Source organism: Streptomyces sp. B1I3, from assembly GCF_030816615.1.
Classification (GTDB): domain Bacteria; phylum Actinomycetota; class Actinomycetes; order Streptomycetales; family Streptomycetaceae; genus Streptomyces.
Map to the genome: position 1 here is coordinate 3,277,524 of NZ_JAUSYD010000001.1, position 25,932 is coordinate 3,303,455.

Below are 25,932 nucleotides of genomic sequence, written 5' to 3' on the forward strand. Positions count from 1 at the left end.
GCCCGCCCCGTACGTCGTCCCGGTCCGCCCTTCCGCTGCTGGTACCGTCGCCCGGGTACACGCGTGTACGACGTAAATGCTTGTACGACATTCGACGGACGGCATGCGAAAGGGGAGCGTACGGTGGCAAGGGGCAGCTCGGGATTCGTGGCCGGGCTCACAGCAGCGGCGCTCGCCGCGGTCTGTTTCCTCGCCTACCAGGCCTCGGCGAACGCGCCGGACTCGGTCGTCGACCCCTCCGCGGGCGCTCCCGGCACCGCCACGACGGCCTCCCCGTCCCCCAAGCCCGCGCCTCCCGCGCAACCGCTCGCGGTCCCCGCCGACTCCGACACGGGCAAGCGCGTCGTGTACGCGCTGAAGGACCGGCGCGTCTGGCTCGTGGACGACGCGGAGAAGGCGCTCCGCACGTTCACCGTGATGCCGAGCGCCGTGAGTCCCCTGCCCGGCGTCTACGCGGTGACCTCCCGGTCCGGAAGCATCAAGGGCTCGGACGGCGTACCGATCGAACACGTGGTGCGTTTCGCGAACGTCGACGACGTCTCCGTGGGCTTCAGCGCCGCACAGGACAACTCGATGCAGAGCCCGGACCCCACGCTGAAGACCGGCGGGGTCCGGATGAAGCGTCCCGACGGCGATGCCATGTGGACCTTCGCGACGGTCGGCGCCAAGGTCGTCGTCGTCCCGTAAGGGGCTCGCGCCCCTGACCGACTGTCCTCGTGTGAGGGGCTTCGCCGCTCGCTACGCGGCGTCGCGTCCGGCGGACAGGTGTCCCCGCCCGTCGTCCTCGTGCTCGTCCTCCTGCCCGTGCCCGCCCCGGGGGTCCGCTTCGCCCGGCGGGGTCGAGACCGCCGACGCGGCCGCACAGGAGGCCAGCAGGTCCCGCATCGACACGGCCGACGGTGACGGCGGCTCCGCCTGCGGCGACCGCGGCTGCGCTTCTCGCTCGGTTGCGGGCATTGCATGCCTCCTCGGGCTTCGACGGGGGACCCGGCCGGCCTGAAGTTAGGTAGACCTAACCAAGTCTCCCACCCATGTGACCACGGCCGACGCCCCCCGCGCAACATTTTACCGACAGCCTGTCGGAACATGAGGACACGGTTCGGCCCCGGCCGCCCGCCCGGCACGTGTCAGACCGCGGCGAAATCCGTCCGCAGCCCCGCCCAGCGCGCCCCGGTCCCCACCAGCGTCACGGTGCGGCGCTCGTCGTCGGTGTCACCGACGGCGCGGTCGATGACCACCTGGAGCCGGTCGTCCGACAGCTCCTCGACCTTGCCGTCGCCCCACTCCACGACGACGACCGAGTCCGGCAGCGACACGTCGAGATCGAGGTCCTCCATCTCGTCCAGCCCTCCGCCCAGCCGGTACGCGTCGACGTGGACCAGGGCGGGACCCGTGCCCAGCGGCGGGTGGACCCGGGCGATCACGAAGGTGGGCGAGGTGACGGCGCCGCGTACCCCGAGGCCCTCGCCGAGGCCCCGGGTCAGGGTGGTCTTCCCGGCACCCAGCTCGCCGGTGAGCATCACCAGGTCGCCGGGGGCCAGGAGGCCGGCGATGCGGCGGCCGAGGTCCCGCATCTCTTCGGGGGACTCGACGGCGAGGTCCAGGGTGACGGCGCCGGGTGCGGCGGTCTCGTGTGCTGCTTCCATGCCGTCCAACGTTACGGCCTCGCCCCCGCGGGGGAGTGCGGCCGCCAGGGGTCAGGGCGTCTCGGCCGGAACCGCGCCGATGCGTACCAGCAGGTCCGCGAGCCGGTCGGTGACCGTCTCCGGGTGTTCCAGCATCACGAGGTGACCCGCGTCCGGCACGATGACCAGTTCCGCGTCCGGGAGCTCGTCCGCGATGGCCTCGCTGTGCGAGCTGGGCGTCACCAGGTCCTTGTCACCGGCCAGGATCAGCACGGGGATGTCCCGAAAGGCGGGCAGCGCGCCGCTCTTGTCGTGTTCCGTGAACGCCGGGTAGAACTCCGCGACGACATCGATCGGCGTCGACTCGATGAGCCGCTCGGCGAACCGGGCGACCGCCGGGTCCACGTCACGTGATCCGAACGAGTACCGCTTGATCAGCCCCGCGAACAGGTCGGCGGTCGCCCGGCGCCCGCGCTCCACCAGCTCCGCCTGCGAGCCGAGTGCCTTGAGCACCCCGGGGAGCACCCGGCGGACCGCGTTCACCCCGGCCACCGGCAGCCCGAAGTTCACCTCGCCGAGCTTCCCGCTCGACGTGCCGACGAAGGCCACGGCGGCGACCCGGTCGCGGATCAGCTCGGGGTACCGGTCGGCGAGGGCCATCATCGTCATGCCGCCCATCGAGTGCCCCACCAGCACCAGCGGGCCCTCGGGGGCCGCCGCGTCGATGACCGCCTTGAGATCGCGGCCGAGCTGGTCGATGCCGATCGGTACGCCCTCGGCCTGCGCCCTGCCCCGCTCGGATCGGCCGTGGCTGCGCTGGTCCCAGTGGACCGTGCGGACCAGCCCGCGCAGCGCGGCCCGCTGGAAGTGCCAGGAATCCTGACCGAGGCAGTAACCGTGGCTGAAGACGACGGTGACGGGCATCGGGGGCTTTTGGCCGAAGAGCCTGCGCCGGCGCGAACCGGAGCCGGAGCCCGCCTGCGGCCGCTCGCCGGACTCCGCCGTGCTGCTGTCCGGTTCGACCTCGTCGACCTCGTAGTACAGCTCGGTGCCGTCGTCCGCGACAGCGCGGCCGGGCTGTCCGCGCAGCGACCCGTACGGGCCCGAGGCGTCCAGCGCCAGGCGCGCCTTCTTGCGCATGCCGCGGCCCACCGTGAGCCGTTCGACGGCGACTCCGGCGGCCGCGCCGGCGGCGACGACGCCTATCGCCGCCCCGGCGAGGCCCGCCCGCCGCCAGCCGGCCGCGGCGACGGCCGCCGTCGCCGCCACGTCCCCCGCGCTGGTCTCGCTCACCGTGCCGTGCTCCCTCGTCGTAGTCGTCGTCGGGCCGGAGCCGGCCGGACCTGCCCCCGGCCGGCGCGGGCCGGTTGCTCAGCCCCGGCCGCGGACCCCGCCCGTCGCGCCGGTCTTCCGGGCTCCATGGCCTGTGCCCGCCCCGTCGCGATAGACACGGGGCACGCGCCCGCCGATGCGCGTGACGATCTCGTACGCGATCGTGTCCGCCGCCACCGCCCAGTCCTCGGCCGTCGGCTCACCCCGGTCCCCGGGACCGAAGATCACCGCCTCCGCACCCGGCTCCGGGGTGTCCCCCCCGAGGTCGACCACGAACTGGTCCATGGCCACGCGGCCCGCCACCGTCCGTCGCCGGCCGGCGACGAGGACGGGACCGCGGCCCGACGCGTGACGCGGGATGCCGTCCGCGTAGCCCAACGGCACCAGGGCGAGGGTCGTCTCGGCGGTGGTCGTGTAGTGGTGCCCGTAGCTGATGCCGTGGCCCGGCGGGACCTGCTTGACCAGGGCCACGGAGGCGGCGAGCGTCATGACCGGGCGCAGCCCGAAGTCGGCCGGCGTGCCCAGCTCGGGGCTGGGCGAGATGCCGTACATCGCGATCCCGGTGCGTACGAGGTCGAAGTGGGACTCGGGCACCGTGAGCGTCGCCGGGGAGTTGGCGATGTGCCGCACCTCGGGCCGGACGCCCTCCTTCTCGGCGTACGTCACCATGTCGCGGAAGACGTTCAGCTGGGCGGCGATCGAGGGGTGGCCCGGCTCGTCGGCGCAGGCGAAGTGCGACCAGAGGCCGGTGACGCGCAGGATGCCCTCGGCCTCCGCGGCGCGGGCGGCCGAGACGAGCTCCGGCCAGTCGGCCGGCTGGCAGCCGTTGCGCCCCAGGCCCGTGTCGGCCTTGAGCTGGACGCGGGCCGGGATTCCGGCCTCCGTGGCGGCGGCGACGACCTCGCCGAGCGCCCACATGCCGCTCACCGACACGTCGATGTCGGCCTCGATCGCCTCCCGCCACGGGCCGCCCGGCGTCCAGAGCCAGCACATCACCCGGCCACCGAGTCCGGCCGCGCGCAGGGCGAGTGCCTCCTGCGGTGTGGCGGTTCCCAGCCAGGTCGCGCCCGCCTGCAGCGCGGCCTCGGCGCAGCGCACCGCGCCGTGCCCGTAGGCGTCCGACTTCACCACCGCCATGAGCTGCGCGCCGGACGCCCGCGTGCGCAGGGCGCGCACATTGGCACGCAACGCGGCGAGGTCGATCTCGGCACGGGCTCTCAGGGTCGCTGTCTCGTTCATCGCGCCCAGTGTCTCAGAGCCGTACGCCTGTGCCCTCGACCTCCCGGCCCGGTGAGGCGGTCACCGGTGCCCGAGCGTGTGCTCCACGTGGTCGACCAGGACCGGGACGTGGCTGGCCGCGACGTCCTTCACGGCGGTGACCAGGGTGACCGGGCGCCCCTCGCGCACCAGGCCCACGAGGTCGTCGACGGCCCGGGTGTGGGCGGGGTCCCCGAGCTCGGTGCGGTAGCGGTCCACGAAGTCGTCGTACCGCGCGCCGGTGCGGTCCTCGTGGTACCAGGTGCGGAGCTCCTTCGAGGGCGTCACGTCCCGGGCCCACACATCGATGGCGGCGTGTTCCTTGGACACCCCGCGCGGCCAGAGCCGGTCGACGAGGACCCGGATCCCGTCGCCCTCCTGTGGCGGGTCGTAGACCCGTCGTACGCGTACGGCCGTCCCGCTGCCCACACCGATCACCGCCCTGTCCGGGTCCTTCCAGCGTGGCTCAGGCCCGGACGTCCCGCCAGGCCGCGGGGATCGCGTCCGCGACGTCCTGTGCCGCGACCGGTGCCCCGTCCGCCGCCCGGCGGGCCGCGAGCCCGTGCAGATAGGCGCCCACCGACGCGGCGTCGCGCGGGGCGAGGCCGGCGGCGAGCAGCGAGCCGGTCAGGCCGGAGAGCACGTCGCCGCTGCCCGCCGTGGCCAGCCAGGACGTGCCCGTCGGGTTGACCCGCACGGGCGCGTCCCCGGCCTCCGCCACCAGGGTCGTCGAACCCTTGAGCAGCACCGTCGCGCGGTAGCGCGCGGCCAGTTCCCGCACGGCGGCGAGCCGCCCCGCCTCCACCTCCTCGCGCGCCACGCCGAGCAGGGCGGCAGCCTCCCCGGCGTGCGGGGTGAGCACCGTGGCGGCGGTGCGCGACCGTACGGCCGCGGCGTCCATCAGCCGCAGCCCGTCCGCGTCGATCAGGACGGGGACGTCGGCGGCCAGCACGTCGGAGACCGCATCGGCCGCCTGCGTGCCGTCACCGAGTCCGGGGCCGGCCACCCACGCCTGGACGCGCCCGGCCTTCGACGGCGGCCCGGGGTGGACCAGGGTCTCCGGGAAGCGGGCGATCACCGCGTCCGCGCCGGGTCCCGCGTAGCGCACGGCTCCCGCGCCGCCGCGCAGCGCGCCGGCGACCGCGAGGACCGCCGCCCCGGGATACCGCTCCGAGCCGGCGGCCACCCCGACCACGCCGCGGCGGTACTTGTCGCTCTCGCCTGCCGGAACGGGCAGGAGGGCGGCGACGTCGGCGTACTGCAGGGCCTCCAGGTCGGGCCGCCCGGGCAGTTCCGGGGTCAGGCCGATGTCGACGAGCCGCAGGGCGCCCGCGTGTTCGGCCGCCGGGTCGATGAGCAGGGCCGGCTTGTACGTACCGAAGGTGACCGTCGCGTCCGCCCGGACGGCCGCGCCGGGCACCTGCCCGGTGTCCGCGTCGACGCCGCTCGGCAGGTCGACGGCGAGGACGGGGGCGTGGCCCCCGGTGACCGCGCGCACCAGCTCCTGGGCCTCGGGGCGCAGGCCGCCGCGTCCGCCGATGCCGGTGATCCCGTCGACGACGAGGTCGACGGGGCCGAACCCGCCGGGGTCGTCCAGGACCTGGCCGCCCGCCGCCAGGAGCGCGGCCAGGCCCCCTCGGTGGACCTTGTCCGGGGAGGTCAGCAGAGCCCTGACACCTGCGCCGCGCCGGGCCAGTCTGGCCCCCGCGTGGAGCGTGTCGCCGCCGTTGTCGCCGCTGCCGACGAGGAGGAGGACCCGGGACCCGTAGACCCGGCCGTTGCGCCGGAGCAGGTCGCCGCAGGCCACCGCCAGCCCGGCGGCGGCGCGCTGCATCAGGGCGCCGTCCGGCAGCCTTGCCATCAGCGCCTGTTCGGCGGCCCGTACGGTCTGAACGCTGTACGCATGTCGCATGTGCTCAACCCTCCGCGATCACCACGGCCGACGCCACCCCCGCGTCGTGGCTCAGCGACACGTGCCAGCCGCGCACACCGAGCTCGGCGGCGCGTGCCGCGACGGTTCCCCGGACCTCCAGGCGGGGCTGCCCGCTGTCCTCGACGCAGACCTCGGCGTCCGTCCAGAGCAGTCCGCCCGGGGCGCCGAGCGCCTTGGCCAGGGCCTCCTTGGCGGCGAACCGGGCCGCCAGGGAGGCGATTCCCCGCCTCTCCCCTCCGGGCAGCAGCAACTCCCGCTCCAGGAAGAGGCGATCGGCCAGCTGGGGCGTGCGCTCCAGCGCCGCGCCGAAGCGTTCGATCTCCGCCACATCGATCCCGACCCCAATGATCACGCGTGCTCACTCACTCATTCGACTGTCACGGACTTCGCCAGATTGCGCGGCTGGTCCACCTCGTTGCCCCGGGCGGTCGCCAGTTCGCAGGCGAATACCTGCAACGGCACGGTGGCGACCAACGGCTGAAGCAGCGTAGGCGTTACGGGGATCCGGATGAGGTGGTCGGCGTACGGGACGACCGTCTCGTCGCCCTCCTCGGCGATGACCACGGTGCGTGCGCCACGCGCCCGGATCTCCTGGATGTTGGACACGATCTTCCCGTGGAGCACCGAGCGGTTGCGCGGGGACGGCACGATCACGACGACCGGCAGCCCGTCGTCGATGAGCGCGATCGGGCCGTGCTTGAGCTCGCCCGCCGCGAATCCCTCGGCGTGCATGTACGCGAGCTCCTTGAGTTTCAACGCGCCTTCCAGGGCCACCGGGTAGCCGACGTGCCGGCCCACGAAGAGCACGGTGTCGCGGTCGGCCAGGGAGCGCGCCAGCTCCCGTACCGGCTCCATGGTGCCGAGCACCCGTTCGACGGCCACGGACATCTCGGAGAGCTGGCGCACGACGGTGCGGATCTCGTCGCCCCACTTGGTGCCGCGCACCTGGCCGAGGTACAGCGCGACGAGGTAGCAGGCGACGAGCTGTGTCAGGAACGCCTTGGTCGAGGCGACCGCGACCTCGGGGCCGGCGTGCGTGTAGAGGACCGCGTCCGACTCCCTCGGGATCGTCGAGCCGTTCGTGTTGCAGATGGCGAGTACCTTCGCGCCCTGCTCGCGGGCGTGCCGCACCGCCATCAGCGTGTCCATGGTCTCGCCGGACTGCGAGATCGCGACGACGAGGGTGCGCTGGTCCAGGATCGGATCGCGGTAGCGGAACTCGCTGGCCAGTTCCGTCTCGCAGGGGAGCCTGGTCCAGTGCTCGATGGCGTACTTGGCGATCATCCCGGCGTGGAACGCGGTCCCGCACGCGACGACCACGACCTTGTCGACCTCGCGGAGCACACCGGGCGGAATGCGTACCTCGTCCAGGCGGAGCACGCCCTCCGCGTCGATCCGCCCGAGGAGCGTGTCGGCGACCGCCTTGGGCTGGTCGGCGATCTCCTTGAGCATGAAGGAGGCGTACCCGCCCTTCTCGGCCGCGGACGCGTCCCAGTCCACGTGGTACTCGCGCACCTCGGCGGGCCGCCCGTCGAAGCCGGTGACGGTGACGCCCTCCCGGCGCAGCTCCACCACCTGGTCCTGGCCGAGCTCGATCGCGTCCCGCGTGTGCGCGATGAAAGCGGCCACATCGGAGGCGAGGAACATCTCCCCCTCCCCCACGCCCACCACCAGGGGCGAGTTCCGCCGCGCCCCGACGACCACGTCGGGCTCGTCCGTGTGCACGGCGACCAGGGTGAACGCCCCCTCCAGGCGGCGGCACACCTGCCGCATGGCCTCCGCGAGGTCCCCGTTCGAGGAGTACGCCTCCGCGAGCAGGTGGGCCACCACCTCGGTGTCGGTCTCGGAGGCCAGCGCATGGCCCCGGTCCGCCAGTTCGCCGCGCAGTGCGGCGAAGTTCTCGATGATCCCGTTGTGCACGACGGCGACCCGGCCCGCGTTGTCGAGGTGCGGGTGCGCGTTGACGTCGGTCGGCCCGCCGTGGGTGGCCCAACGGGTGTGCCCGAGACCGGTGTTCCCACCCGGCAGAGGCCGGTCCTTGAGCTCCTTCTCCAGATTGACGAGCTTGCCGGCCTTCTTCGCAGCGGCCAGCCCTCCGTCCGAGAGGACGGCGATGCCCGCCGAGTCGTAGCCCCGGTATTCGAGGCGCTTCAGCCCGGCGACGACGACATCCTGCGCCGACTGGCCACCGACGTATCCCACGATTCCGCACATATCGCCACCATAAGGCCGGGGTCCCCGCCCGGGGACGCGCCGAAGCGCCCGCCGCTGCGCCAATGGTGTCCGGCTCCCTGCCGTGCGGGCCGGCGGCCCGCGTGCCCGCACCGCTTGCCCACCCCTTGGCGTCCGCGCGTACGCCCCACGGCCCGGAGGTGTCCGCGCGTACGCCCCCCGGCCCGGAGGTGTCCGCGCGCACGCCCACGGCCCGGAGGTGTCCGCGCGCACGCCCCCAAGGCCCCGAGGCGTCCGCCGGAAGCTTCGCCCGTGATCAGGCGACAGCGCGCCGGACACCGGGCTCACCCCCGCCCCGCCCCGGACAGCTCGCCGAGGAGACCGGCGAGTTGTCCGGCGGGTGCGCACGAGGGGAATCGGCGTACGGACGGTGCCCCCGGGTCAGGCCGGCGGCGCGCCCCGTACCCGCCCCGCGCCTGTTCCCTGTCCCCCTGTCAGCGCAGGCTGCTAACCTGCGGCTTCCCCCCTCACCGCTGCCCGCCACCCGTCTGTGTGCCCACGCGTCCTCGACTCCGTTCGAGCCCGTGCGGCAACGGCCGTGTCCCCTCCGAGGACGGTCATGTCTTCCACCGCTCCCCCGATACGCGCGGAGTTCGACCCGTGCGTCACCATCCCCTCCCTGGCCGATCTGCGCGCCGCCCTGCGCGACGACGACTGGGCGACCGTGGAGGCCTACTTCGAGTTCCTCGAACACGAGGAGGACCGCGCGGTCGCCGCCAGGATCGTCGACGGCACCAGCACCTCACAGCGGTTGCTGGAGAGGACCGTGGCCGCGCAGCCGCGCTCCGCACTCGCCCGCACCCTGCTCGCCAGGCGCTACATCGTCGTCGGCTGGGACATCCGCAGCTCGTACCGTGCCGAACACGTGTCGCGCGAGCAGTTCCGGCAGTTCCACGAGTGGCTGCGGCGCGCGGAGCAACTGCTCATCGACGTGTGCGCCGAGTACCCCGACCACGCGCTGGCGTGGGGGGCCCGGCTGACCACCGCGCTGGGGCTCGAACTCGGGCTCAGCGAGGCGCGGCGGCGCTACGAGCGCCTGGCCGAGCACCATCCGCACCACATCTCCGCGCAGTCGTCCCTGCTCCAGCAGTTGTGCCCCAAGTGGGGCGGCAGCTGGGAGGAGGCCCACGGCTTCGCGCGCGCCTGCCTGGAGTCGGCGCCCCCCGGCAGCCATGCGGGCCGGCTCGTGGCCGAAGTGCACCTGGAGCGCTGGCTGGACGACTCCGACAACGGCCACAGCACCTACCTGCGCTCGGCCGGGGTCCGCGACGAGATCCTGGCCGCCGCCGCCCGGTCCGTGCAGCACCCGGACTACCGGCCCGGCTTCGACTGGGTCCACGATCACAACACGTTCGCGGGGGCGCTCTGCCTGGGCGGCCACCACCGCGAGGCTGCGCCGTTCTTCCGCACCCTCGGCGACAGGGCCACCGCATCGCCCTGGCACCACGCCGGCGACAAAGAGGTCCAGTTCCTCAAGCACCGCAGAACCGCACTGTCGAAGGGCTGAACCGATGTCCCAGGAAACCCAGGGGCTCGGCCCCGTCGCGCCTGCCGCACCCGCCGCACTTGCCGCGCATCCCGTCCCGCCCGCCGACGACATCCGTGAGACCGAGGTCGACGGCATCCGCACGGTGCTCGCCGCCGGCTCCGGGCCGGTGACGGCGGGACTCTTCTTCCGGGTCGGGGTCGCCGACGAGACGCTCGCCACCACGGGCATCACCCACCTCGTCGAACACCTTGCCCTGCACCGCCACGGCCTGTCCGACCTGCACTACAACGGCGCCACCGCCGCCACGTACACCCTCTTCCACGCCACGGGCACGCCCGAGGAGGTCGTCACCTACCTCAACGGTGTCTGCGCGGCCCTGCGCGACCTGCCCCTGGAGCGGCTGGAGACCGAGCGCGAGATCCTGCGCACCGAGGCCGCGGGCCGCAACCGCGGCCCCAACCACCAGCTCCCCCTGTGGCGTTACGGCGCACAGGGCTACGGTCTCAGCAGCTACGCAGAGCACGGCACCTGGCACCTGACGGCCGACGCCGTACGCGACTGGGCACGCACCCGGTTCACCCGCGACAACGCGGTCCTGTGGATCACCACCGCCAGCGTGCCCGAGGGCCTGGACCTCACCCTCCCGGCAGGCACCCCGCACCCCCTGCCCGCCCCGACCTCTGCCCTTCCCGTCACCCCGGCGTACATCACCGGCAACGACGGTGGTGTGGTCCTGGACGGCATCGTCCGGCGCTCGACGGCCGCCTCCCTCTTCGCGGAGGTGCTCAGCCGTGCGCTCTACACGGATCTGCGGCAGAAGGGCGGCTACTCCTACGTCGCCGACGCCGACTACAGCCCGCGCGACAACGACTTCGCGTCGATCACCGCGTTCGCCGACGCGCTCCCGAAGAAGCAGGACGCGGTGGTCGGCGGCTTCGTCGACGCCCTGGCCCGGCTGCGGGCCGGCACCATCGAGCAGACGGAACTCGACTCGGCACGCGCCAAGTTCCTCAAGCAGTACGACACCCCGGATCTCGGGGCGGCCCGGCTGCCCTCCTACGCCCTGAACCTGCTGACCGGGCACCGCAATCTCACCCCGGACGAGCACCGGGCCGAACTCGCCGCCGTCACCCTGGACGACCTGCGCGAGGTGGCCCGCGAGCTGCACTCCACGGCGCTGCTCCAGGTCCCCGGCCGAGGAGCGGACTGGGCGGGCTTCACCGCGGCGCCGCAGTGGTCGACGGACACTCCGACGGCCTCCGGTACCCGGCACCCCGGCCTGGAGGACTCCTCCACCTCGCTGACCGTGGCCCCCGACGCGGTGTCCCTGACCACACCCTCCGGCCAGGTGGTCATCCGCTACGCCGACTGCGCCGCCCTCCTCGTCCACCCCGACGGCGGCCGCCACCTCACCGGCCTGGACGGCTTCCAGATCCGGGTGGAGCCCACGCTCTACAAGGGCCTCACCCCGGCGCGCACCGCCGTCATCGACGCGGCGGTACCGCCGGCTGCGGTCATCCGCATGCCGCCCCGCGACCCGGACCGCATCCCCCGCCCGGACAGTGGGAGCGGGACCCGTCCGGCGACCGCGACCGCCGGGCGGGTGCGGACGGCCTTCGTCTGGCTGGCCGGCACCGCGACCGTCCTCTGGGGCCTGATCGCGCTGGTGGCCACGGCCCAGGAGCTGGACACCCGGTCTCCCGACCCGGTCACGATCATCGTCCTCTGGGCGCTGCTCGCCGCACCGCTGGGCGCGTTCTTCGGGCTGCGGAGGGGGCGCCGGGGCTGACGGCAAGGCCCTCGGCCGCCGCACCGCCGTGCCTCCGCCTCCGTGCTTCCGCCGCGGCCCCTTCGACCGCCGTGCGTCCGCCGCCGTTCCGCCGCCGCCCCGTCCTCGCGCCGGCGGCGGAACCGCCGGCACGGCGGTGGTTACCAGTGCCCTGACCAGGCGTTCCGGGTGGGTGATCATTCTGCGACCGGCGGCCTTGGGACCTGCCCGGAGCCGTCGCCGTGGACGGGGAACGCGGTAGTTCCGCCAGGATCAGCGCATGTCCCGGACACGGTGCCCGCTCAGGTGGGGGCGCCGGCCGGGCGGCCGCGCACCGGCCCGCGTCGTCGTGGGGAACGGTCAGGCTCACGTCACCGGCAGCGGACGCGGGAGGCGGGAGGGCACGACCCGCCAGGCGCTCCTCCCCACGTGACCGAGCCCACCCCCCGCTCCGTACGAACTCCCGCGACAATGAGTACGTGATCACTTCGCCCGCACGGAGCCCCCGACGCACCGAACACGCGCCGACGCCCTACGTCGACCTGTCCCGGGCCGAGTGGAGCGCCCTGCGTGACAAGACCCCGCTGCCGCTGAGCGCCGAGGAGGTCGAGAAGCTCAGAGGACTCGGCGACGTCATCGACCTCGACGAGGTGCGGGACGTCTATCTGCCGCTCTCCCGGCTCCTCAACCTCTACGTCCAGGCGACCTCCGGCCTGCGCGGCGCCCTGAACACCTTCCTGGGGGACGCGGGCAACGGGCACGGGGAACAGCGCGGCACCCCGTTCGTCATAGGGGTCGCCGGAAGTGTCGCCGTCGGCAAGTCCACCAGCGCCCGTATCCTCCAGGCGCTGCTGGCCCGCTGGCCGGAGCACCCCCGGGTGGAGCTCGTGACCACGGACGGGTTCCTGCTGCCGATGAAGGAACTGCGGGCGCGCGGGCTGATGTCGCGCAAGGGCTTTCCCGAGTCGTACGACCGGCGTGCCCTGACCCGGTTCGTCGCCGACATCAAGGCCGGCAAGGACGAGGTCACGGCGCCCGTCTACTCCCACCTCATCTACGACATCGTGCCGGGCGAGCGGCTCACCGTCCGCCGCCCCGACATCCTGATCGTCGAGGGGCTGAACGTGCTGCAGCCGGCCCTGCCCGGCAAGGACGGCCGGACGAGGGTCGGGCTCGCGGACTACTTCGACTTCAGTGTGTACGTGGACGCGCGCCCGGAGGACATCGAGACCTGGTACCTGCACCGCTTCCGGCGACTGCGCGAGACCGCGTTCCAGGACCCGTCCTCGTACTTCCGCAAGTACACCCAGGTCGCGGAGGACGAGGCCCTGGACTACGCGCGCTCCATGTGGCGGACCATCAACCGGCCCAATCTGCTGGAGAATGTGGCGCCGACGCGGGGCCGTGCCACGCTGGTGCTCCGCAAGGGGGCGGACCACAAGGTCCAGCGCCTGTCGTTGCGCAAACTCTGATTCCCGGGAGCTCCCGCCGTGTTGCATCTGCGCCTCATCGTGCCCGCCGACCGTACCGACGAGGTCGTCGATCTCCTGGAGCGCACCGTCGGCACCGCCCACCTCGCGGTGCTGCCCGGGGTCGCCCGCGATCCGGTGGGGGACGTGGTCCTGTGCGACGTGGCGCGGGAGGCGGGTGACGAACTCATCGGCCGTCTGCGGGAGCTGGGGATCGACAGGACCGGCTCGATCACCGTGGAGAACGTGGGCCTGACGCTCTCCGCGCACGCCGACGAGGCGGAGCGTCAGGCGCCCGGCGAGGGCGCGGACGCGGTGTTGTGGGAAGAGCTGAGCGAGGTGACCCACGAGGAGTCGACGTTCAGCGCCACCTACGTGGCGTTCCTCGCCGTCGCGACGATGCTCGCCGCCTGCGGGGTGATGCTCGACAACGCCATCCTGATCGTCGGCGCGATGGCCGTGGGCCCGGAGTTCGGCCCGCTGGCCGGGATCTCGACGGCGCTGGTGCAGCGCGCTCCGCGCCTGGTCGCGCGGTCGCTCTGGGCGCTGATCGGTGGATTCGTGGTGGCGATGGTGCTGACGGCGGGGTTCGCCTGGCTGTTGGACGCGTTCGGGCTGTTCGACGCGGACATGGTTACGGCGGACCGGCCGAACACCGGGTTCATCTGGCATCCGGACTGGATGTCGTTCGTGGTCGCCCTCCTGGCGGGCATCGCGGGCACGCTCTCGCTGACCTCGGCGAAGTCCGGGGCGCTGATCGGTGTGGCCATCTCGGTGACCACGGTCCCCGCCGCGGCCAACGCCGCGGTCGCCTTCAGCTACCAGGACCTCGACCAGACCTGGGGGTCGTCGGCACAGCTGCTGGCCAACCTCGGCGGCATCGTCCTGGCCGGGACGCTGACGCTGCTGATCCAGAAGGCACTGTGGAACTGGCAGCGCCGGTCGGCACCGGCGTACGACGTCAGGGCGGGTGGCGGCGCCGGCTGACAGGCGGTCACGGAGGCCGTCCGGGCGTACGGATCCGGCAGCGTCGGGGGGCGCGAAGCTGCCGCACACCGCACAGGTGCGGGTGATGCGGTCGGTGGCACGATGCCGCGCATGACCGATGTCCGGGAAATGAGCCGCGGTCCCGTGCGGAACCGCGCCCTGTGGTTCTTCGTCGTCCTGGGCGCGGCCGGCGCGCTCCTGGCCGTGGTCCGCACGGCCTGCCGGGGCGGGCCCGTGGACGGGTGGGTGTTCGCGGGTGCGCTGCTCGCGTTGCCGGGGCTCGTGTGCCTGCACGCGGCCACCGCCGAGATAGGCGCCGACGCGCACGGCCTGCGCACCCGGACGCTGTTGCGCAGGCGGTGCCTACCGTGGCGGGACGTCGCCGACCTGGGTGTCGACGTGCGGTACGGACGCAACCAGGAGATCCACCGCGTCGTCGTGATGCTGCGTGACGGGCGCAGGCGGCGGCTGCCGCTTCCGGTCAGCGGTTCCTCCGACGACCGCCCCGCCTTCGACGCGGACCTGGACGCGCTCCGTGCGCTGCACCGCCGTCACGGCGTGCCGAGGTCGAGCCACATCCCCGTCATCTCGTACCGCTCCGCCGGGCGCGGCCCGGCCGTGTCGCTGTGCCTGTGCGCCCTGCTGGTCGCGGGTGCCGGCCTCGCCGCGTGGTTCGTTCCGGTCGCCGAGGAGGAGAGGGCGGCGTGGGCGTCGGCCGTACCGTGCACCGCGGGGACACCGGCCGCGGAACGCGGCGAGTGCCTGACCACGCTGCCGGCGGTGATCGCACGGGCCGAGGACGGCAGGGGGAAGCGGGGCGGTCAGCTCCACTTCACCGACGGCCGGCCGGTCGACCGCCTGGCCGTCTCGAAGGAGGGCGCCCGCGGGTTCGGCACCGGCGACCACGTCGAACTGACCGTGTGGCGCGGCCAGGTGAGGGAGGTCGCCGGGGAGCACCACGTGTGGCGCGAACACTTCGCGGGGCCCGGAGAGTTGGCGGTCGTCGCGGCCGGGTGCCTCCTCTGCGCGGGATACCCCGGCGCCCGGGCGCTGCTGCACCGGCGCGGACGACGACTGCCCGACGACGAGGTCCTCCCGTCGGCTCTGCCGTTCGCGGGGGCGCTGGCCGGTACGGCTCTGTGGCTGCTGCCGCTCTGCCACCTGCACCCCGTGGCTCCGTTCGCCTCCCCCGCGACCCGTACGTGGGCGGGCTGCGGCTCGGCGGTCACCCTGGCCCTCTTCACCTGGGCCTGGTACGCCACCCGGGTCCGTACGCCGCAGGACACCGCGGACGTGCGGCAGGAGGTGCGGGAGGAGGAGTTCCTCGCCGCCCGCTTCCTCGACCACACCGGCTACAACCCGAACGGCTTCGGCACCCACATCGTCCTGGGAGGCGGCCCGCCCGCGGTGACCCCCCATCCCGGGCCCGGCAGGTTCGCGGCCAGACGGATACCGGTGGAGCGGCTCACCGTCACGGCCGTGCGGCGTGCCCGGGGCAGCGACGGCGACTCCGTCCCCAGGAGCTGGCACATCGCCGAGATCGACGACGCGGGGGAGCCGGTGCGCCTCGCCGCCGCGCCGGCCGACCTGGCCCGGGTCATCGGCGAACTGGGCCGGCCCCGCACCGCGCCGGACGCCGGACGGCCCCGGCGGTGAGGCCGGGGCCGTCCGATCGCTGACGGCCTGTCGGCCGACGGGCCGTCAGCCGAGCGCCGACTTCACGACGTCGGCCAACTGTCCGGCCACGGCGCGGGCGTGCTCGATGTCGGCGGCCTCCACCATCACCCGGACCAGCGGCTCCGTGCCCGACTTGCGCAGGAGGACGCGACCGGTGTCGCCCAGCTCGCGCTCGGCCTCGGCGACCGCGGCCGCCAGTTCGGGTGAGGTGTCCACGCGGGACTTGTCGACGTCCGGCACGTTGACGAGGACCTGCGGGAGGCGCTGCATGACGCCGGCCAGGTCGGCGAGCGTACGGCCGGTCGCGGCGACCCTGGCCGCGAGCATCAGCCCGGTGAGCGTGCCGTCCCCGGTCGTGGCGTGGTCCAGGACGATGACGTGTCCGGACTGTTCGCCGCCGAGCGCGAAGCCCTCGGCCTTCATCGACTCCAGGACGTACCGGTCACCGACGGCGGTCTGGACGAGCTGGATGCCCTCCCGCTCCATCGCCATCTTGAAGCCCAGGTTCGACATGACCGTGCCGACGACGGTGTCCTTGCGCAGGTGGCCGGCCTCGCGCATGGCGAGGGCGAGCACGGCCAGGATCTGGTCGCCGTCGATCTCCTCGCCCTGGGCGTCCACGGCCAGGCAGCGGTCGGCATCGCCGTCGTGCGCGATGCCGAGGTCGGCGCCGTGCTCGACGACGGCGGCCCGCAGCAGCGCCAGGTGGGTGGAGCCGCAGCCCTCGTTGATGTTCAGACCGTTCGGCTCCGCGCCGATGGTGACGACCTCGGCCCCGGCCCGGGCGAACGCCTCGGGCGAGACCCGGGCGGCTGCGCCGTGCGCCTCGTCGAGGACGACCTTCAGCCCGTCGAGCCGGTTGGGGAGTACGCCGATCAGGTGGGCGACGTAACGGTCGAAGCCCTCCGCGTAGTCGGAGACCCGGCCCACCCCGCCACCGGTCGGACGGGCCCACGGCTCGCCGGTGCGGTGCTGCTCGTACACCGTCTCGATGCGGTCCTCCAGCTCGTCGGCGAGCTTGTGGCCGCCACGGGCGAAGAACTTGATGCCGTTGTCGGGCATGGCGTTGTGACTCGCGGAGAGCATGACACCGATGTCGGCGCCGAGCGCACCGGTGAGGTACGCCACGGCCGGGGTCGGCAGCACGCCGACCCGCAACACGTCCACGCCCGCGCTGGCCAGGCCCGCCACCACGGCGGCCTCCAGGAACTCCCCGGAGGCGCGGGGGTCGCGGCCGACCACCGCTGTCGGCCGGTGCCCCGCGAAGGTGCCGGCCTCGGCCAGTACGTGCGCCGCCGCGACCGAGAGCCCGAGCGCGAGCTCGGCCGTCAAGTCCGCGTTGGCGACACCGCGCACGCCGTCCGTGCCGAAGAGTCGTCCCACTGATGTCCTCCGATGGTGCTCCGAAACCACAAAACCAAAGCAAGCAGAACAGGGCGAAGCAAGGCGAAACGCAGCACAGTGAGATGCGGTCGAGGCCGCCAGCCCTATAAGCGTCTTAAGCCGTTATACGCCCGCGAGCGCTGATAAACGAACGCCCCAGCAGCACGAGGTGTGCCGCCGGGGCGAACGTGTAATGCAGACGAGCAGGCGATTTAGCGCTTGCTGTACTGCGGGGCCTTGCGGGCCTTCTTGAGACCGGCCTTCTTGCGCTCGACCGCACGGTCGTCGCGGGAGAGGAAGCCGGCCTTCTTCAGCGTGGCGCGGTTGTTGTCCACGTCCGCCTCGTTCAGCGCGCGGGCCACGCCGAGGCGCAGGGCACCGGCCTGACCGGAGACGCCGCCACCCGAGATGCGGGCGATGACGTCGTAGCGGCCGTCGAGCTCGAGCACCTTGAAGGGCTCGTTGACTTCCTGCTGGTGCACCTTGTTGGGGAAGTAGTCCTCAAGGGTGCGACCGTTGATCTTCCACTTGCCGGAGCCCGGAACGATCCGGACGCGGGCGATGGCGTTCTTGCGACGGCCAAGGCCGGCCGCGGGCTGCGGGTCGCCGAAGCGGCCCGCGAGCGACTCGGAGGTGTACTCACCCTCGACGGGGACCTCCGACTCGAAGGTGGTCACCTCGGCGAAGGTCTCTTCGCCCTCGGTGCCCGCCGTGTCGTCGGCGGTCGTCTCAACAGTGGTCTCGGCCACGATTCTCCTCAGATCTTTCTTTGCGTCTTAGGGGGGAGGCCGGAACTACTGCGCGACCTGGGTGATCTCGAACGGGACCGGCTGCTGCGCAGCGTGCGGGTGCTGGTCACCCGCGTAGACCTTGAGCTTCGAGAGCATCTGACGACCCAGGGTGTTCTTGGGGATCATGCCCTTGATGGCCTTCTCGACGGCCTTCTCGGGGCTCTTCGCAAGCAGCTCGTCATAACGCACGGAACGGAGACCGCCCGGGAACCCGGAGTGGCGGTACGCCATCTTCTGGGTCTTCTTGTTACCGGAGAGGTGAACCTTCTCGGCGTTGATGATGATGACGAAGTCGCCCATGTCCATGTGGGGGGCGTAGATCGCCTTGTGCTTGCCTCGGAGGAGGTTCGCAGCCGTGGTGGCCAGACGGCCCAGGACGATGTCCTCGGCGTCGATGATGTGCCACTGGCGAGTGACATCGCCGGGCTTGGGGCTGTACGTACGCACTTCGTAGCCTTCGCTTCTTCAGTGGATGAGGTCCAACACATGGCACCCCTGAAGCGATCATGCAGCTGGGACCCACAATGCCGGGGACACTGCCCGTATGCGAGCCACTGGTAACTGCTCCAGAGAACCTACGTAAGGGCTGTTCGCGTGAGAACGCCGAAGCCGATACGTATAACAACCCCCGACAGTACCCGCCCCGCCCGGGACGGGTCAAAACGCGCCGGCCCTACCGCTCCCGCCGGACCCTGCGCTCGTCCCAGACCGGCTCCGAGGACTCCCGGACGACCCCGTCCGAGCCGAAGACCAGGTACCGGTCGAAGGACTTCGCGAACCAGCGGTCGTGCGTCACGGCCATCACCGTGCCGTCGTACACCTCCAGCCCGTCCTGCAGGGCCTCCGCCGACTCCAGGTCCAGGTTGTCCGTCGGCTCGTCGAGCAGCAGCGCGGTCGTCCCTGCCAGCTCCAGGAGCAGGATCTGGAAACGCGCCTGCTGCCCGCCGGACAGCCTCTCGAAGGCCTGGTCCCCCTGCCGCTCCAGCTCGTACCGGCGCAGCACCGACATCGCCCCGCCCCGGTCCTTGGCGTGCTCCGTCCACAGGATGTCGACGAGCGTCCTGCCCAGCAGCTCCGGGTGGGCGTGTGTCTGGGCGAAGTGTCCGGGCACCACCCGGGCCCCGAGCTTCCACTCCCCGGTGTGGGCCACCGGCTCCCCGGCCAGCAGGCGCAGGAAGTGTGACTTGCCCGATCCGTTCGATCCGAGGACCGCGACCCGCTCCCCGTAGTAGATCTCCAGGTCGAACGGCTTCATGAGGCCGGTCAGCTCCAGGTTCGTGCAGGTCACCGCGCGTACGCCGGTCCGCCCGCCGCGCAGCCGCATCCTGATCTCCTGCTCGCGGGGCGGCTCCGGCGGCGGTCCCGCCTCCTCGAACTTCTTGAAGCGGGTCTGCATCGCGTGGTAGCGGTTCGCCATGTCGGGGCTGTTCGCCGCCTGCTGCCGCATCCGCAGGACCAGCGCCTTCAGCCGGGCGTGCTCCTCCTCCCAGCGCCGCAGGAGCTCCTCGAAGCGCGCGAACCGCTCCTTGCGGGCCTGGTGGTAGGTGGCGAATCCGGCACCGTGCACCCATACGTCCGAGCCCGCCGGACTGGGCTCCACGCTGACGATCTTCTCGGCGGCCCGGGAGAGCAGCTCCCGGTCGTGGGAGACGAAGAGCACCGTCTTACGGGTCTCCTTGAGCTTCTCCTCGAGCCACCGCTTGCCCGGGACGTCCAGATAGTTGTCCGGCTCGTCGAGCAGCAGCACCTCGTCGGGGCCCCTGAGCAGCGCCTCCAGGACCAGGCGCTTCTGCTCGCCGCCGCTGAGCGTGCGCACCTCGCGCCACTGCGCCTTCTCGTAGGGCACGCCGAGTGCGGCCATGGTGCAGATGTCCCACAGCGTCTCGGCCTCGTACCCCCGCACCTCCGCCCAGTCGCTGAGCGCCTGCGCGTACGCCATCTGCGCGGCCTCGTCGTCCACGGTGAGGATGCGCTCCTCGGCCGCGTCGACGGCCTTCGCCACCTCCCTGATCCGGGGCTGCGCCACGGAGACCAGCAGGTCGCGCACGGTCCGCTCGTCCCGTACGGAGCCGACGAACTGGCCCATCACCCCGAGTCCGCCGCTCACCGACACGGAGCCGCCGTGCGGCTGGATCTCCCCGGCGAGCAGTTTCAGGAGCGTCGTCTTGCCCGCTCCGTTCGCCCCGACGAGGGCGACGACCGCCCCGTCCGCCACCCGGAACGAGGCATCGCCGAGCAGCACCCGCCCGTCCGGCAGGTAGTACTCCAGATGGCCCGCTTCAAGATGTCCCATACACAGCATTGTCACGGCCCGCGAACCCCTGACCCAACCGGATTACGGTCGGTCTAGGATTCGCGGCATGAGCTTTGGGCAAGGGGGGCCCTCCTGGGGGCCCGGAGACAGCGGGACTCCGGACTGGGCGGCACTGGCCGAGGCGTCCGCGGCACGCAGCCGGCGCAAGAAGTGGCTGATGATCGGCGCGGGCGCGCTGGCCACCGCAGCGGTCGCCGCGATCGTCGCGGTGGCCGTCATCACGACCGACGGCGGCGGTACCTCCCCGGACAGCGACGCGAGCGCGCTGCCCTCCCCCACAGACCTGCCCTCGGAGACCTCGGTCCCGCAGCCCTCCTTCTCCTCGGTCGCGCCGCCGCCCCCGCCGGACCCGGAGGACTACATAGCCGACGAGCGCAAGGACACGGCCCCGGTCACCGTCGACGCGTTCTTCCCCGGCAGGAAGCTCACGATGGGCGACCGCGTCTACGCCAAGGGCGCCACCGGCAGGACGACGAGCTGCGCCGCCACGACCCAGGGCGCACTCGGCTCGATCCTCGTCTCGAACGGCTGCGACCAGGTCATCCGCGCCACGTACAGCAAGGACGGAGTCGCGGTCACCGTCGGACTCGCGGTCTTCGGCACCGAGGCGGAGGCGAAGAAGGCGGCGCAGCAGGCGTCCGGCGGCATCGCCTCCCTCGGCGGCGGAGGTGTCCCCACCTTCTGCCGGGGCGGCTCCGTCTGCCGCCGCACCGCCAACTCCCACGGCCGTTACGCCTACTTCACCGTCGGCGGATTCACCAGCGGGAAGAACGTGACCACGTCGGACAAGGGCGTGTACGCGGTCGGCGACGACCTGACCGACTTCACGTTCCGCCAGATCCGCCACCGCGGCGAGGTCCAGGCATCGGCGGCCGCGGCGGCTCCCGTCGTCTGAGTCCCGCCACCGGGGAACACCGGCGCACACCCGGCACAGGGGCGCGCCGTACACACGCACGCATGGATGCACAGAGAGTCTGGGGTGGGCATGGCAATCAAGGTGACGGTGGTGGTCCCGACGTACAACTCGGGCAGCCACATCGAGCCGCTGGTCCGCTCGATGCTGGCCCAGACGCTGCCGGCGGACGAGTTCGAGGTGCTGTTCGTCGACGACGGCTCGACCGACGGGACACCGGCACGGCTGCACGCCCTGGCCGCCGAGCACGAGCACTTCCGCGTCACGGAGATCCCCAACTCGGGGTGGCCCGGCAAGCCGCGCAACGTCGGCGTGGAGCAGGCGCGGGGCGCGTACGTGCAGTTCGTCGACCACGACGACCGGATGGCCCCCGAGGCCCTGGAACGTCTCCACGCGATGGCCGACCGCAACGCGTCGGACATCGTCATCGGGAAGGTCGCCAGCAACTTCCTCAGCCGCGGCGTGCCCTACGGCCTGATGAGCACGACCCGCGAGAAGTGCACCGTCCACGACGCCTCGCTGATCGACAGCCTCACCCCGCACAAGATGTTCCGGACCGCCTTCCTGCGCGAACACGGCATCGTGCACCCCGAGGGCCCCTGGATCCTGGAGGACCAGCTCTTCCTGGTCCGCTCCTACCTCAAGGCCGAGGTCGTGTCCGTACTCGGCGACTACGTCTGCTACACGTACTGGGCGCGCGACGACGAGGAGAACGCCGGTACGACGGCGATGGACCCGCGCCGCTACTACTCCAACCTGCGCGAGATCCTGGACACGGTGGTCGCCGGCACCGAGCCGGGCCCCGGACGCGACCGGCTGCTCCGGCGCTTCTACCGCGTGGAGATGCTCAGCCGGCTGGGCGTACCCGCGCGCGGCGCCGCCATCGACCCGCGCTTCGACCGTGATCCCTTCGAAGCGGTCCGGGAACTGGCCGAGGCCTTCGTCACCGACGGTGTGCACGCCGGACTGGCCGCCAACCAGCGGGTCCGCTCGGACCTCCTGCGCGCGGACAGGCCCGCGGAGCTGACCGAGTACACCGGCCGGCAGACCGATCTGACGGCCCTCACCGGGATCGAGGACGCCCGCTGGGACCGCGACCGGCTCAAGGTCGACTTCACCGCCCGCTTCGCGGAGGAGCCGGGCGGGCCGGGCCTCCTGCTGTCCCGCCGGGGTGAGAGGTACGTCCTCGCCCCGAAACTCACCGACGGCATCCTCGACGAACCGGTCGACGTGACCGACGAGCTGAAGTCGTTCCGGGTCAACGTGCTGCTCCGGAACACGCGGACCGCGCACCTGTGGCCCGTCCCCGCACCGGCCACCCTCTCCCTGGAGGAGGAGGTGGCCGAGGACGGCACCGTACTGGTACGCCCCGTGCTGACGGGCACCGCCGCGATCGACCCCGCTCGCGGCGCGGGCGGCAGCCCGCTCGACGCCGGCACGTGGGACGTGCAGATCCGTGTGATGGGCGCGGGCTTCGACCGCAACGTCCCGCTGGGCAACGCGGCACCGGACGGGGCGCCGCTGCCCGCACCCTCCCTCACCGGCGTCACCGGCGGCCACCGCGCCACCCCGGTCATGGCCGCGCACGCCACCGGGGCGGGCACCGGGCTCGCCCTGACGCTCTCCCCCGCCCCGGAGGACGCTGCCGACGGCGCCCCGCTCCCGCCCAGGGTCAGCGTCGTCGTGCCCACCGGCGGAGCCACCCCGCAGGCCGTGCGCGAGACCCTGGACTCCGTGGCCGCACAGACCCTGCCCGCCGCGGACATCGAGACCGTGCTCGTCGGCGACGGCGAGGGCGCGGTGCGCCCCTCCGCCGGGGCCGACCCCCGCAACTCCGGCATCGACGCCGCCCACGGCAGGTACGTCCTCTTCATGGAAGCAGGCGACCGCCTCGCCCCCCGGGCGCTGGAGCGGCTGTACGCGTACGGCATGGAGAACGACGCGGACGTCGTCGTCGGGAAGCTCGCCGCGAAGGACCGCGGCCTGCCGAAGGAGCTGTTCGTACGCGACCGGCCCCGCGCCACCCTGGCCAAGGACCCGCTCGCCGACAGCCTCACCGCCAACAAGCTCTTCGACCGGGCCTTCCTCCTCCGGCACGGGCTGCGCTTCCCCCCGGCCGACCGGCCGCTGGCCGAGCAGGCGTTCACCAGCGAGGCGTACCTCCGCGCCGGCCACGTCTCGGTGCTCGGCAGCCACGTCTGCTACCACTACGGCCCGAAGCGGGACGTCCCTGCGCCCGCCCCCGCGGACTTCTACGCGGCGCTCGCCGGCCTGATGCGGAAGACGGACAGCCTCACCGGACCGGGTCCCGCACGCGACCGTCTGCACCGCCGCTGGCTGCGGGTCGAGGTGCTGGACCGGCTCACCGGCAAGGCGTTCCTGGAGACGGCGGACGAGAACCGGCTGTCCCTCCTCCGCGAGATCCGCACCGCGCTGGCGGGCCGCCCCTCCCGTACGGCGGTCGACGGCCTCCCGCTCTCCCGCAGGATCGCGTTCGGCCTCATCGAGGACGACCGGCCGGAGGACTTCGTCCGGCTCGCCCGCTGGGAGCACTCGCTGGCCTGCCGCTCCACCCTGGCCGGGCTGGAACGGCAGGAGGACGGCACGCTCCGTCTCTCGTTCACGGCCGCGCCGCACGCGGCCGACGGCCCGGTCCGCGCGGTCACGGACCCGGACGGCACCCACACCCTGGCACCGTCCGGGCTGCCGGAGACCCTGCTGAAGCGGTTCGCCGCCGAGTCGCTGACCGCGGGCGCCGCACCGGAGAAGGCGACCGCCGTCCTCGTCCTGCGCGAACGCTCCACGGGCGCCGAGTACCGGCTGCCGACCGCGTGCGAGGTGCGCCGCTCGGAGGACGGGGAACTCACCGTCGCGGGGACCGCGGCACTGGACCCGGCCACGGCCGCCGGAGGGGCCGCGCTCGCCGACGGCGCCTGGGACCTGTACGTCCGCCTCACCGCCCTCGGCTGGACGAAGACCGCGCGGCTCGGTCGCACCAGGGCCCCCGAGGTCGCCGAGGAGCTGAAGGCCTTCGGCCACCCCGCCGACCCCACCCGCACCATCGCCCCGTACTGGACCAAGCCGCACCGCGACCTGTCCCTGCGGGTGGAGGTGCCGAAGCAGCCGCCCGCCCCCCGCAAGCAGGGACTGCTGCGCCGCGTGGTCCGAGCCGTCCGGGGCGGCTGACCCCGGCGGTGCCCGGCCGGGGGCGGGTCAGCAGCAGCCCGCCCCCGGCAGGGACCTGACGTTCCGGGCCTCCACGGCCCGGGCCGCCAGCAGCGCGTCCGCCGGGTAGGCCACTTCCTCCAGCGTCAGCCCGTGCGGCCGCACCACGTGCACCCCGGGATCCCGCACCTTCGCCGCCAGCACCTCGGCAGGCCAGGCAGCCGGCCGTCGTCCGTCCCCGACGAACAACGCCGCGCCGATCAGCGCCCGCACCATGTTGTGGCAGAACGCGTCCGCCTGCACCGTCGCCGTCAGCACACCGGACTCCGCGTCCCGGTCCCAGTGCAGCTTCTGGAGCGTACGGATGGTCGTGGCGCCCTCGCGCTTCTTGCAGTACGCCGCGAAGTCGTGCTCCCCCACCATCAGGGCGGCGGCCTCGTTCATCGCGTCCACGTCCAGCGGCCGGTCGTGCCAGAGCACGTGTCCCCGGAGCAGCGGGTCCACTCCGCCCGGCCGGTCCCCCACCCGGTACGCGTAGCGGCGCCACAGCGCGGAGAACCGCGCGTTGAACCCGGCGGGCGCCTCGGCCGCCCGCCAGATCCGCACGTCCAGCGGCAGCCGTCCGGCCATCCGCCGCAGCAGCTTCTCCTCGTGCTCCGCCCACACCTCGGCCGGCAGGTCGACGTGCGCCACCTGCCCCCGCGCGTGCACCCCGGCGTCGGTGCGCCCGGCCACCGTCAGGTCGTACGTCTGCGACGACCTCGTCACCGTACGCAACGCGTCCTCGATCTCGCCCTGGACCGTGCGCCTGCTGGTCTGTTTCGCCCAGCCGGAGAAGTCCTTCCCGTCGTACGAAAGGTCCAGCCGTACCCGTACGAACCCGGGCTCTGCCTCGTCACTCACCCGCGCATCCTCTCAAAACCGAACGGGCCCGCACCGCCCCGAAGGGTGGTGCGGGCCCGTAGCGGGGTCTCAGTACGCTCAGGCGTCCTTGGACTCGTCCGCAGCGGCGTCCGCCGGCTTGGCGTCCTCGACGGTCTCGGCCGGGGCCTCGTCCTTCTTGAGGTCGTCTTCCTTGACGGCGCGCTTCGTGGCGGCCTCGGCCTCACCGGTGGCCTGCTGCGCCACGGTCAGGGCCTCGACGAGCTCGATGACCGCCATCGGGGCGTTGTCGCCACGACGGTTGCCGATCTTGGTGATGCGGGTGTAACCACCGGGGCGGTTCTCGTACCGCGGGGCGATCTCGGTGAAGAGCGTGTGCACGATGCCCTTGTCCGTGATCGACTGCAGCACCAGGCGACGGTTGTGGATGTCGCCCTTCTTCGCCTTGGTGATGAAACGCTCGGCGACCGGACGCAGGCGACGGGCCTTGGCCTCGGTCGTGGTGATGCGGCCGTGCTCGAACAGCGACTTCGCGAGGTTGATGAGAAGAAGCTTCTCGTGCGCAGCGCTGCCGCCCAGACGGGCGCCCTTGGCGGGCTGAGGCATGGTTTTCTCCTTGTGTGCTGCACCGGCCGTATCAGGTACCGGTGTCAGTTCCCGCGAGGCGGTCGCCCCGCGGAAGTTTCGCGGCCGGACCCGGCACCGGGGCGCCCCT

22 protein-coding genes are annotated in these 25,932 nt (G+C 72.8%); 8 read left to right on the plus strand and 14 right to left on the minus strand.

Annotated features, from left to right (window positions below; translation table 11 throughout):
• The first annotated feature begins 123 nt into the window (after window positions 1-123).
• Window positions 124-687 (plus strand): hypothetical protein, encoded by a 564-nt coding sequence (locus tag QFZ58_RS14835; RefSeq protein WP_307125410.1) that lies wholly within the window; start codon window positions 124-126, stop codon window positions 685-687.
• A gap of 51 nt (window positions 688-738) precedes the next feature.
• Here QFZ58_RS14835 and QFZ58_RS14840 read toward each other — a convergent pair whose 3' ends face one another.
• From QFZ58_RS14840 to glmS, 8 genes are all read right to left on the minus strand, one after another.
• Window positions 739-957 (minus strand): hypothetical protein, encoded by a 219-nt coding sequence (locus QFZ58_RS14840; RefSeq protein WP_307125411.1) that lies wholly within the window; start codon window positions 955-957, stop codon window positions 739-741.
• Window positions 958-1,127: 170 nt separating this feature from the next.
• On the minus strand, window positions 1,128-1,646 hold the full coding sequence (gene tsaE / locus QFZ58_RS14845) for a tRNA (adenosine(37)-N6)-threonylcarbamoyltransferase complex ATPase subunit type 1 TsaE (protein WP_307125412.1): 519 nt from the start codon (window positions 1,644-1,646) through the stop codon (window positions 1,128-1,130).
• Between the two features lie 51 nt (window positions 1,647-1,697).
• The gene (locus tag QFZ58_RS14850) at window positions 1,698-2,918 is read right to left on the minus strand and encodes an alpha/beta fold hydrolase (RefSeq protein WP_307125413.1); all 1,221 of its coding nucleotides are present in this window, start codon (window positions 2,916-2,918) and stop codon (window positions 1,698-1,700) included.
• Window positions 2,919-2,996: 78 nt separating this feature from the next.
• Window positions 2,997-4,196 carry an alanine racemase gene (alr, locus tag QFZ58_RS14855; RefSeq protein WP_307125414.1) on the minus strand — a complete coding sequence of 400 codons (1,200 nt, stop codon included), beginning with the start codon at window positions 4,194-4,196 and terminating at the stop codon, window positions 2,997-2,999.
• A 60-nt stretch (window positions 4,197-4,256) separates the two neighbouring features.
• Entirely contained in the window at window positions 4,257-4,643 is a 387-nt protein-coding gene (locus QFZ58_RS14860) for a DUF488 domain-containing protein (protein ID WP_307128870.1), read from the minus strand.
• 37 nt (window positions 4,644-4,680) lie between these two features.
• Window positions 4,681-6,126 (minus strand): NAD(P)H-hydrate dehydratase, encoded by a 1,446-nt coding sequence (locus QFZ58_RS14865; RefSeq protein ID WP_307125415.1) that lies wholly within the window; start codon window positions 6,124-6,126, stop codon window positions 4,681-4,683.
• Between the two features lie 4 nt (window positions 6,127-6,130).
• Window positions 6,131-6,499, minus strand: a complete 369-nt coding sequence (locus tag QFZ58_RS14870) for a holo-ACP synthase (protein WP_307125416.1) — start codon at window positions 6,497-6,499, stop codon at window positions 6,131-6,133.
• Window positions 6,500-6,513: 14 nt separating this feature from the next.
• Window positions 6,514-8,361, minus strand: coding sequence for a glutamine--fructose-6-phosphate transaminase (isomerizing) (gene glmS / locus QFZ58_RS14875; protein ID WP_307125417.1), 1,848 nt, complete (start codon window positions 8,359-8,361; stop codon window positions 6,514-6,516).
• A 577-nt stretch (window positions 8,362-8,938) separates the two neighbouring features.
• Here glmS and QFZ58_RS14880 point away from each other — a divergent pair.
• The 5 genes from QFZ58_RS14880 to QFZ58_RS14900 all read left to right on the plus strand — a co-directional run bounded on the left by QFZ58_RS14880 (window position 8,939) and on the right by QFZ58_RS14900 (window position 15,748).
• Window positions 8,939-9,886, plus strand: a complete 948-nt coding sequence (locus QFZ58_RS14880; protein ID WP_307125418.1) for a hypothetical protein — start codon at window positions 8,939-8,941, stop codon at window positions 9,884-9,886.
• A gap of 4 nt (window positions 9,887-9,890) precedes the next feature.
• Window positions 9,891-11,657 (plus strand): pitrilysin family protein, encoded by a 1,767-nt coding sequence (locus QFZ58_RS14885; protein WP_307125419.1) that lies wholly within the window; start codon window positions 9,891-9,893, stop codon window positions 11,655-11,657.
• 458 nt (window positions 11,658-12,115) lie between these two features.
• On the plus strand, window positions 12,116-13,108 hold the full coding sequence (coaA, locus tag QFZ58_RS14890; protein ID WP_307125420.1) for a type I pantothenate kinase: 993 nt from the start codon (window positions 12,116-12,118) through the stop codon (window positions 13,106-13,108).
• A gap of 18 nt (window positions 13,109-13,126) precedes the next feature.
• Entirely contained in the window at window positions 13,127-14,092 is a 966-nt protein-coding gene (locus QFZ58_RS14895) for a DUF389 domain-containing protein (RefSeq protein WP_307125421.1), read from the plus strand.
• A 111-nt stretch (window positions 14,093-14,203) separates the two neighbouring features.
• A complete protein-coding gene (locus QFZ58_RS14900; protein ID WP_307125422.1) occupies window positions 14,204-15,748 on the plus strand; it encodes a PH domain-containing protein in 1,545 nt (514 codons plus the stop codon).
• A gap of 45 nt (window positions 15,749-15,793) precedes the next feature.
• Here the strand turns inward: QFZ58_RS14900 and glmM are convergent, their stop codons facing one another.
• The 4 genes from glmM to QFZ58_RS14920 form a co-directional block, all read right to left on the minus strand.
• The gene (gene glmM / locus QFZ58_RS14905; RefSeq protein ID WP_307125423.1) at window positions 15,794-17,152 is read right to left on the minus strand and encodes a phosphoglucosamine mutase; all 1,359 of its coding nucleotides are present in this window, start codon (window positions 17,150-17,152) and stop codon (window positions 15,794-15,796) included.
• A 212-nt stretch (window positions 17,153-17,364) separates the two neighbouring features.
• Window positions 17,365-17,901: a 30S ribosomal protein S9 gene (rpsI, locus tag QFZ58_RS14910; RefSeq protein ID WP_373428553.1), complete on the minus strand. Its 537-nt coding sequence runs from the start codon at window positions 17,899-17,901 to the stop codon at window positions 17,365-17,367.
• 45 nt (window positions 17,902-17,946) lie between these two features.
• Window positions 17,947-18,390, minus strand: coding sequence for a 50S ribosomal protein L13 (rplM, locus tag QFZ58_RS14915; protein ID WP_307125424.1), 444 nt, complete (start codon window positions 18,388-18,390; stop codon window positions 17,947-17,949).
• A 226-nt stretch (window positions 18,391-18,616) separates the two neighbouring features.
• Complete coding sequence (locus QFZ58_RS14920; RefSeq protein WP_307125425.1) at window positions 18,617-20,236, minus strand: ABC-F family ATP-binding cassette domain-containing protein; 1,620 nt, start codon at window positions 20,234-20,236, stop codon at window positions 18,617-18,619.
• A 67-nt stretch (window positions 20,237-20,303) separates the two neighbouring features.
• Here QFZ58_RS14920 and QFZ58_RS14925 point away from each other — a divergent pair, with 67 nt between their 5' ends.
• A complete protein-coding gene (locus QFZ58_RS14925) occupies window positions 20,304-21,152 on the plus strand; it encodes a hypothetical protein (protein ID WP_307125426.1) in 849 nt (282 codons plus the stop codon).
• A 90-nt stretch (window positions 21,153-21,242) separates the two neighbouring features.
• Window positions 21,243-24,356 (plus strand): glycosyltransferase, encoded by a 3,114-nt coding sequence (locus QFZ58_RS14930; RefSeq protein ID WP_307125427.1) that lies wholly within the window; start codon window positions 21,243-21,245, stop codon window positions 24,354-24,356.
• A 27-nt stretch (window positions 24,357-24,383) separates the two neighbouring features.
• Here the strand turns inward: QFZ58_RS14930 and truA are convergent, their stop codons facing one another.
• Together truA and rplQ are read right to left on the minus strand one after the other, a co-directional pair.
• Entirely contained in the window at window positions 24,384-25,238 is an 855-nt protein-coding gene (truA, locus tag QFZ58_RS14935; RefSeq protein ID WP_307125428.1) for a tRNA pseudouridine(38-40) synthase TruA, read from the minus strand.
• A gap of 78 nt (window positions 25,239-25,316) precedes the next feature.
• On the minus strand, window positions 25,317-25,823 hold the full coding sequence (gene rplQ / locus QFZ58_RS14940; protein ID WP_307125429.1) for a 50S ribosomal protein L17: 507 nt from the start codon (window positions 25,821-25,823) through the stop codon (window positions 25,317-25,319).
• Between the last annotated feature and the right edge of the window lie 109 nt (window positions 25,824-25,932).

What these genes read in the sequence shown, in the direction of transcription:
- glmS (WP_307125417.1), bottom strand. Translation starts at nt 8,361, where the DNA reads ATGTGCGGAATCGTGGGATACGTCGGTGGCCAGTCGGCGCAGGATGTC.
- QFZ58_RS14920 (WP_307125425.1), bottom strand. Translation starts at nt 20,236, where the DNA reads ATGGGACATCTTGAAGCGGGCCATCTGGAGTACTACCTGCCGGACGGG.
- tsaE (WP_307125412.1), bottom strand. Translation starts at nt 1,646, where the DNA reads ATGGAAGCAGCACACGAGACCGCCGCACCCGGCGCCGTCACCCTGGAC.
- QFZ58_RS14900 (WP_307125422.1), top strand. Translation starts at nt 14,204, where the DNA reads ATGACCGATGTCCGGGAAATGAGCCGCGGTCCCGTGCGGAACCGCGCC.
- QFZ58_RS14840 (WP_307125411.1), bottom strand. Translation starts at nt 957, where the DNA reads ATGCCCGCAACCGAGCGAGAAGCGCAGCCGCGGTCGCCGCAGGCGGAG.
- alr (WP_307125414.1), bottom strand. Translation starts at nt 4,196, where the DNA reads ATGAACGAGACAGCGACCCTGAGAGCCCGTGCCGAGATCGACCTCGCC.
- QFZ58_RS14865 (WP_307125415.1), bottom strand. Translation starts at nt 6,126, where the DNA reads ATGCGACATGCGTACAGCGTTCAGACCGTACGGGCCGCCGAACAGGCG.
- rplQ (WP_307125429.1), bottom strand. Translation starts at nt 25,823, where the DNA reads ATGCCTCAGCCCGCCAAGGGCGCCCGTCTGGGCGGCAGCGCTGCGCAC.
- QFZ58_RS14925 (WP_307125426.1), top strand. Translation starts at nt 20,304, where the DNA reads ATGAGCTTTGGGCAAGGGGGGCCCTCCTGGGGGCCCGGAGACAGCGGG.
- QFZ58_RS14885 (WP_307125419.1), top strand. Translation starts at nt 9,891, where the DNA reads ATGTCCCAGGAAACCCAGGGGCTCGGCCCCGTCGCGCCTGCCGCACCC.
- QFZ58_RS14880 (WP_307125418.1), top strand. Translation starts at nt 8,939, where the DNA reads ATGTCTTCCACCGCTCCCCCGATACGCGCGGAGTTCGACCCGTGCGTC.
- QFZ58_RS14930 (WP_307125427.1), top strand. Translation starts at nt 21,243, where the DNA reads ATGGCAATCAAGGTGACGGTGGTGGTCCCGACGTACAACTCGGGCAGC.